This window comes from Paenibacillus sp. YAF4_2, assembly GCF_052113225.1.
Classification (GTDB): Bacteria; Bacillota; Bacilli; order Paenibacillales; family Paenibacillaceae; genus Pristimantibacillus.
Genome location: NZ_JBFRCT010000017.1, coordinates 57,767 through 63,917 on the forward strand (window position 1 = coordinate 57,767; position 6,151 = coordinate 63,917).

A 6,151-nucleotide genomic window follows, 5' to 3' on the forward strand; every position below is an offset into this window, starting at 1 on the left:
ATAAGCTTGTTAAGATTGGTTTAACATTTTGCGCTGTCCGGCACGAAAGTAAACGCCTTGCTGCGTGACGGCATATGCTCGCCGCAAGATTTCTCCCGTCCGGTAGTGGCGAGGATTCTGATGGAAGGCATATCGGAGCGTGGCAGCCAGTCGGTTTATTTTTGATCATTAGGCTTAAGCGAATTGAATGCCTGGCCATCATAAACAACCATCTCGTCCCATATAAATGATTAAGAGATCATTTGTTGAGGAAACGGGGTGGTTTTTTTATGCGCCGAAAACGTTTAGTTGTATGGATGACCTATAAGGGAGCACTCCGCATCGCAGCCGGTATATCTGCACTTGTGTTGACCTGGATTATACTAGCCCAAGGCGGGGAGCCTGTGTCCCGAACCTGGTCGTATTGGACACTGCCTTTATCAGGGAAGACGATTGCAATTGATGCGGGGCATGGGGGCGTTGACGGAGGTGCTGTAAGTAAAGAAGGGGTTGTAGAGAAAGATCTGAATTTGGCTATAGCCTTATATTTGAGAGATTATCTGCAGCAGGCTGGTGCCATTGTGGTCATGACGAGAGAAGGGGATTATGATCTTGCGAATCAGGATACCCGAGGTTACTCCAAGCGCAAGACAGAAGATCTGATACAACGTGTAACTAATATTAAAGAAAGCAAACCTAGTCTTGTAGTCAGTATCCATATGAACAGTATTCCTTCGGAGAAATGGTCAGGAGCTCAAACCTTTTTTAACCCTGCTAATCATCCAGACAACCAGGTACTGGCGACCTTTATTCAGAATGAGATCCGCCGTAACTTGGAGAATACAAGCCGGGTAGCGGTGAAGGATAAGAATAACGTGTATCTTCTTAAAGCACTCGATGAGATCCCGACCGCACTCGTTGAAGTAGGGTTTCTTTCGAATCCAGGTGAAGCATCGCGGCTTGCGGATTCTGAATATCAGCACAAGGTAGCGGCTTCCATTTACCAAGGTGTGCTTCGTTATTCATCAGGGGAGAAGCTAAGTGAGAATACCGCGAATTAACCTTGTCCCGCTTAATATGCTATAATCATTACAAATAAGCAGCCTTTTTGAAGCTTACAATAATCACTCTCTTACATAAAGGTGGGACTCATTCATGTTAACACGTGAACAAGCGTTGGAAGCCGTTGGTGAAGTAACGGCGAAATATAGCGCGGACTCGCTCGCAGTCCGCGATGTTGTTGTGAAGGACCGTCAAGTATCGATGACGGTCCTTACAGCCAGCGAGGAGATTCGTCCCTCGCTGGAAGCCGCGCTGCGCGAAGCGCTCGCGCGGGCTGGCACCGAAACCGTTCATTGCCGGTTTCGTGCGCTCGAGAGCGGCGCGAGCGCTGCTGCCGCGCCGCAAGGCCAAGCCGGCGGCAAGGCTCAGGCTCAGCCAGCCGCTGCAAGCACCGGCCCCGTACAAGGGCACGGGGCTGGGCTTGATAACCCGCTGCTGGATCCAGCCAGCGGGGTGCAGTTCATTGCCGTCGCTAGTGGTAAAGGCGGCGTCGGCAAGTCGACAGTGACCGTCAATCTGGCGGTCGCTTTAGCCCGCAAAGGCAAACGCGTCGGCATCATCGACGCGGATATTTACGGCTTTAGCGTGCCTGATATGATGGGCATCGAGAATCGTCCGGAGATTGTAAACGAACGGGTTATTCCGATTGAACGATTCGGTGTTAAAGTGATGTCGATGGGCTTCTTCGTAGAAGACAACAGCCCGATCGTATGGCGCGGACCAATGCTCGGCAAGATGCTTCGTAATTTCTTTGCCGAGATCGAGTGGGGAGAGCTGGATTATCTGCTGCTTGACCTTCCGCCGGGAACAGGCGACGTGGCTCTGGACGTTCACCAGATCATCCCGCAAAGCAAAGAAATTATCGTTACAACCCCTCATGCAACGGCAGCATTTGTAGCAGCTCGCGCAGGTGCAATGGCGATAAAGACCAAGCATGAAATTATTGGTGTGGTCGAGAACATGTCCTACTACAAATGCAGCAAATGCGGCGAGCCGGAATATATCTTCGGACGCGGAGGTGGAGCTCGACTCGCGGAATCTTTGCATGCCGAGCTGATGGCACAAATTCCGCTTGGACAGCCGGACAATCATATTTCCGAACCGGATTTCTCGCCTTCTGTGTACAAGGCTGAATCCGAAATAGGCGAATTGTATCTTGGTATTGCTAATCAAGTTATTCAAAGATGCGGCCGATAGGCTTAGTAGCATAACTTCCCTAAAATACAAAAGCCCGAGCAGGGAAGAGAGCAGCAATGCTCTCAGGCCCAGCCCGGGCTTTTTAGCTTTATATGAACAGGTCAACCCGAAGACTGATCGCCTTCGCCTCCACTATCTCCGCCGGAACTACCATCTCCGCCGGAACTGTCATCTCCACTGCCACTATCCTGCTTCTTCTCAACCTTCTCATCCGGCTTAGGCTTAAGCTCTTCTTGCACCGCTTTTTTCATCAGATCAAGCACTTCCAGGCGGAACAATGGATTTTGCATCGATTCCTGCATAAGGGACATGACTTGCTTCTTATACTGCGTGCTTTGTAACACCTCGAGAATCATCTTGTCCATTTCCGGTGTCTTCATTGCTTTAATCATCGCCTCTTGGTAAGAGGGATCCTTCATCAATTCCTTGTGAATATCCTTATTTTGCTTATTCACGGCTTTAGCAAACTCACCAGCAAATCGGGTATCCGTCATTAGCGTCTTGATGACCTTGTCATACTCCGGGGCGACCAATACATCCTTTACAGCTAACCTAACCTGTTCTTGATCCTGTACCGATAAAAGCTTCGTACCGCTGCCGTTATAACCGGACATTTGCTGTGCCGATTCCTGCAGCGCCTTTTGTGCATCTTCTGTTTTCAGTATATCGATGACCATTGACTTCATATCCTTGTAGCTTATCTGCTGGTTGCCTCCGGACGATTCCGCACCGCAGCTCGTTAAGACGAATGATAGGGCGGAAAGCGCCGTTAATAAAGCCAGTCGCATACGCATGCATCCACGATCTCCCTTCTATAACACCATTGCTGATTTTATCCGTAGTATGCGTTAATGTTCACGGGATTATCATGGCTTCAAGGTTAGCTTTTTATGACGAACGTGGTAAAATAATGGATGGTGCAGGAAAGCGCTTATTTTGCGCGGACTTACGCCTAAAATGAAGGAGGATCAATCGATAATGAATTTGAAAAGATGGTTTTTTCTTTTTTGGAGCTGCATGGCGGTTGGAGCCGTTATAACGGTCGTCAGCGGGTCGATTATGCAATGGACTGACACGTCCTTCGGATTTATGGGACTAGAGGCAGCTGGATTCAACGCCTTCATGATGGCGATGGTCGGCTTATTAATAGGAGCATTCAGCCAAATGGGGTTCTTTGCATATTTGACCTTAAACTACATCGCATTAAGTATTTTCCGGAAAAGCTATCTGTGGAATGCATTGCAGGGCTATACGACCGTATTTGGCGTTTTTGGCCTGGGATACATGCTTTATGAACAGCGGACAAATAACTGGTTCTTTTGGTTGCTGCCACTTGTCTTATTAGTCTGCTCTTTAGGAGTGGCTTATATTAAAGTTAAGCAAACTAATACCACCGCTTTTGTGCCAACTGCATTCCTTATGTTCTTCATTACATTTATAGAAGCATGGCCGGCACTGCAGGGGGAGACGAATATTTCGGCGATCGTGTTTATGATTATTCCGTTGTTTATCTGCAATGGTTATCAAATCCTCATGCTTCCAAGACTTCTGCAGAAAAAAATAACAACCGACTCTGCGACGTCCGCAAAGCCGGTTGCGTAGTATTAATAGCCTGTATCCGCAGCACTCACAGCATCTTCAAGACCAAGCATCGTAAGCGAGGTTGTTTTGTCCTGGACAGCGCGGCCTTCTGACTCTGTTTGATTAATCAATTCCGATACCGAGACGAACTCATAGCCTTTAGCACGAAGCTGATCAATAATGACAGGAAGTGCTTCATGAGTTTGTTTCACGGAATCACTGGCATGCATCAGGATGATATCGCCATTGTGGGCGCGGCTTACGACACGGTTAATAATTTTATCCGTACCGATGTTCATCCAATCAAGGGAATCCGTATCCCATTGAATAACCTTGTAGTTCAGTTCTTCAGCGATACGGAGTACCCGTTTATCGAAATCACCATTAGGGAGCCGAATCAAATTCGGTTGCTTGCCGGTCAGATCAGATAAAATGGTATGGGCAGTCGTAATTTGCGTACGGATTTCCTCATCACTAAGCTTGCTGTAATTATCGTGTTTGTGACCATGACTTCCGATTTCGAAGCCGTCATTTACGATATCCTTCACAATATCAGGATGGGATTGGCTCCATGGGGAGGAGAGAAAGAAGGTAGCCTGTGTAACGCCCTTGTCCTTCAGTACTTTAAGGATAGGCTCTGTCCGCTTGTCCCCCCAACTAATGTCGAAAGTTAAGGCCACAACCTTTTTATCCGTCGGGACACTGTATATTGCAGCCGGCTGCTGCGGAGCGAATACGGTGATGTTGTCTCTCTCAGCATAGATTACCCCTACAGAGAAGACGAGAGCGAGCACAATAAGGAAGTTACGTTTTAATTTCCGTCCGTTCAATACATAAAAGAAGTTCATCTGATAAGGCTCTCCTTTCTATTGAAAGCTTGTTCTAGTACAATCTATGCTCGTACACCCAAGATATTCATGGCTTGTTCAAATCAACAAAAAAGTTTACGCAAAATGCTTTCGAAGTAAAAATCATCACAATTGGCCTGTATGAGGCCAGTTGTATGATAATTCTTTAAGATAATGCTTTCGAAGTAAGAATCATCACAATTGGCCTGTATGAGGCCACTTGTATGATAATTCTTTTTAGGAGTGAATCGGCATGTTCAGATGGCGTGAAATAAAAGCACATTTCAAAATCATGAATCCCTACATAACGTTTGGATTCATTTTGTTTTTTGCAGGACTTGTTGTAGGGGGGACCAACAGTACCTTTAGTGATTACCTGGAGCAGCAAATCAGTGCGCTCGGAGATGTGGCGAATACACTTCAGCAATCGGATAATCCGACGTTGGCCTTTATGATCTTTATCTTCCTGAACAATACGATTAAATCCATCTTTATTATTTACATAGGGGCTATATTAGGAATAATCCCGATTTTCTTCCTTGTGATGAACGGAATGGTGGTAGGTTTTCTGCTGCAGCATGTAGCTCAAACGAATGGTACGGGGGATATGTTCCAGGTTGTACTCGGGCTGCTGCCTCACGGTATTATTGAGATCCCTGCTATCGTAATAGCCTGTGCATACGGTATGAAGTTTGGCGTTCTATTGCTTAAGGCATTAGGCCGACTGATTATACCGGGAAAGGAAGCGGGCAAATCGGGTCCAGAAATAGAGTATTTCATGATTCGTTCGATCCCCGTTGTTGTCATTTTGACGGTTGCACTGCTTATTGCTGCTATTATTGAAAGTACAATTAGTGTATGGGTGGGTTCGTTGTAATAATTTTCCCAATTATTGAGCATAACAGTAAAGCGGCGTCGTGATGCGTAATCGCGAAACGCCGCTTTTGCTTTAAGAGGCCTCAGCAACAAGCTGAATGGCCAATACTGCTTAGGAGGGCGCACAATAGTTATGCTAGGGATTCTATTCAACGACAAAGAATGCAAAGAACTCGATTACGTCCTGCGCAAAGAGTTAGATGAAATGCTGCTTGATCTGAATGACAATCGTTTAGACGGAGATATTAAGCAAGCCATAACGAGAAGGTACAAAATCATCTTCCGTATGTATGCACGAATTGCTTCCCCGAAAGAGCTTTCACGCTATGCTCTGAATGTTCGTAATTACAGGTAGAAAAATCCATTTAAAAAAGTTCAAAAAAAGGGTTGCAATCCTATGGCCGTCCATGATATATTATCTCTTGTCGCCGCTGAGATAACGCGATCGACACTGAAAAGAATTGTTCTTTGAAAACTGAACAACGAGCAAAACTGCCCCGTTAGAAATAACGGAAAAAGCGATAAAAACAAGTTTGAGCAAGTCAAACAGAACCATTTCATGGAGAGTTTGATCCTGGCTCAGGACGAACGCTGGCGGCGTGCCTAAT

General features: G+C 46.4%; 8 protein-coding genes and 1 pseudogene. 6 read left to right on the top strand and 3 right to left on the bottom strand.

All coding sequences use genetic code 11. The features are described 5' to 3' along the window. Nucleotides 1-24: 24 nt before the first annotated feature. From sat to AB4Y93_RS27740, 3 genes and pseudogenes are all read left to right on the top strand, one after another. Nucleotides 25-165: pseudogene (sat, locus tag AB4Y93_RS27730) on the top strand (sulfate adenylyltransferase); the annotation flags it as partial. Nucleotides 166-269: 104 nt separating this feature from the next. Continuing rightward, on the top strand, nucleotides 270-1,040 hold the full coding sequence (cwlD, locus tag AB4Y93_RS27735) for an N-acetylmuramoyl-L-alanine amidase CwlD (protein ID WP_441896884.1): 771 nt from the start codon (nucleotides 270-272) through the stop codon (nucleotides 1,038-1,040). A gap of 94 nt (nucleotides 1,041-1,134) precedes the next feature. Beyond that, complete coding sequence (locus AB4Y93_RS27740; protein WP_441896885.1) at nucleotides 1,135-2,238, top strand: Mrp/NBP35 family ATP-binding protein; 1,104 nt, start codon at nucleotides 1,135-1,137, stop codon at nucleotides 2,236-2,238. Between the two features lie 101 nt (nucleotides 2,239-2,339). Here AB4Y93_RS27740 and gerD read toward each other — a convergent pair whose 3' ends face one another. Next, a complete protein-coding gene (gene gerD / locus AB4Y93_RS27745) occupies nucleotides 2,340-3,032 on the bottom strand; it encodes a spore germination lipoprotein GerD (RefSeq protein ID WP_441896887.1) in 693 nt (230 codons plus the stop codon). 184 nt (nucleotides 3,033-3,216) lie between these two features. On the opposite strand from gerD, the gene AB4Y93_RS27750 reads away from it, so the two are divergent. Then, nucleotides 3,217-3,840 (top strand): KinB-signaling pathway activation protein, encoded by a 624-nt coding sequence (locus AB4Y93_RS27750; RefSeq protein ID WP_441896888.1) that lies wholly within the window; start codon nucleotides 3,217-3,219, stop codon nucleotides 3,838-3,840. Nucleotides 3,841-3,842: 2 nt separating this feature from the next. Here AB4Y93_RS27750 and pdaB read toward each other — a convergent pair whose 3' ends face one another. Continuing rightward, complete coding sequence (pdaB, locus tag AB4Y93_RS27755; protein ID WP_441896889.1) at nucleotides 3,843-4,667, bottom strand: polysaccharide deacetylase family sporulation protein PdaB; 825 nt, start codon at nucleotides 4,665-4,667, stop codon at nucleotides 3,843-3,845. Nucleotides 4,668-4,920: 253 nt separating this feature from the next. Here pdaB and AB4Y93_RS27760 point away from each other — a divergent pair, with 253 nt between their 5' ends. Together AB4Y93_RS27760 and AB4Y93_RS27765 are read left to right on the top strand one after the other, a co-directional pair. Continuing rightward, nucleotides 4,921-5,544, top strand: a complete 624-nt coding sequence (locus AB4Y93_RS27760) for a stage II sporulation protein M (protein WP_441896890.1) — start codon at nucleotides 4,921-4,923, stop codon at nucleotides 5,542-5,544. 132 nt (nucleotides 5,545-5,676) lie between these two features. Beyond that, nucleotides 5,677-5,898 carry a hypothetical protein gene (locus tag AB4Y93_RS27765; protein WP_015847185.1) on the top strand — a complete coding sequence of 74 codons (222 nt, stop codon included), beginning with the start codon at nucleotides 5,677-5,679 and terminating at the stop codon, nucleotides 5,896-5,898. Between the two features lie 60 nt (nucleotides 5,899-5,958). Here AB4Y93_RS27765 and AB4Y93_RS27770 read toward each other — a convergent pair. Continuing rightward, on the bottom strand, nucleotides 5,959-6,151 hold a 193-nt coding region (locus tag AB4Y93_RS27770; protein WP_441896892.1), incomplete at its 5' end, for a hypothetical protein.

Coding starts and splice junctions, on each gene's coding strand:
- AB4Y93_RS27740 (WP_441896885.1), top strand. CDS start 1,135: ATGTTAACACGTGAACAAGCGTTGGAAGCCGTTGGTGAAGTAACGGCG.
- gerD (WP_441896887.1), bottom strand. CDS start 3,032: ATGCGTATGCGACTGGCTTTATTAACGGCGCTTTCCGCCCTATCATTC.
- AB4Y93_RS27765 (WP_015847185.1), top strand. CDS start 5,677: ATGCTAGGGATTCTATTCAACGACAAAGAATGCAAAGAACTCGATTAC.
- AB4Y93_RS27750 (WP_441896888.1), top strand. CDS start 3,217: ATGAATTTGAAAAGATGGTTTTTTCTTTTTTGGAGCTGCATGGCGGTT.
- cwlD (WP_441896884.1), top strand. CDS start 270: ATGCGCCGAAAACGTTTAGTTGTATGGATGACCTATAAGGGAGCACTC.
- AB4Y93_RS27760 (WP_441896890.1), top strand. CDS start 4,921: ATGTTCAGATGGCGTGAAATAAAAGCACATTTCAAAATCATGAATCCC.
- pdaB (WP_441896889.1), bottom strand. CDS start 4,667: ATGAACTTCTTTTATGTATTGAACGGACGGAAATTAAAACGTAACTTC.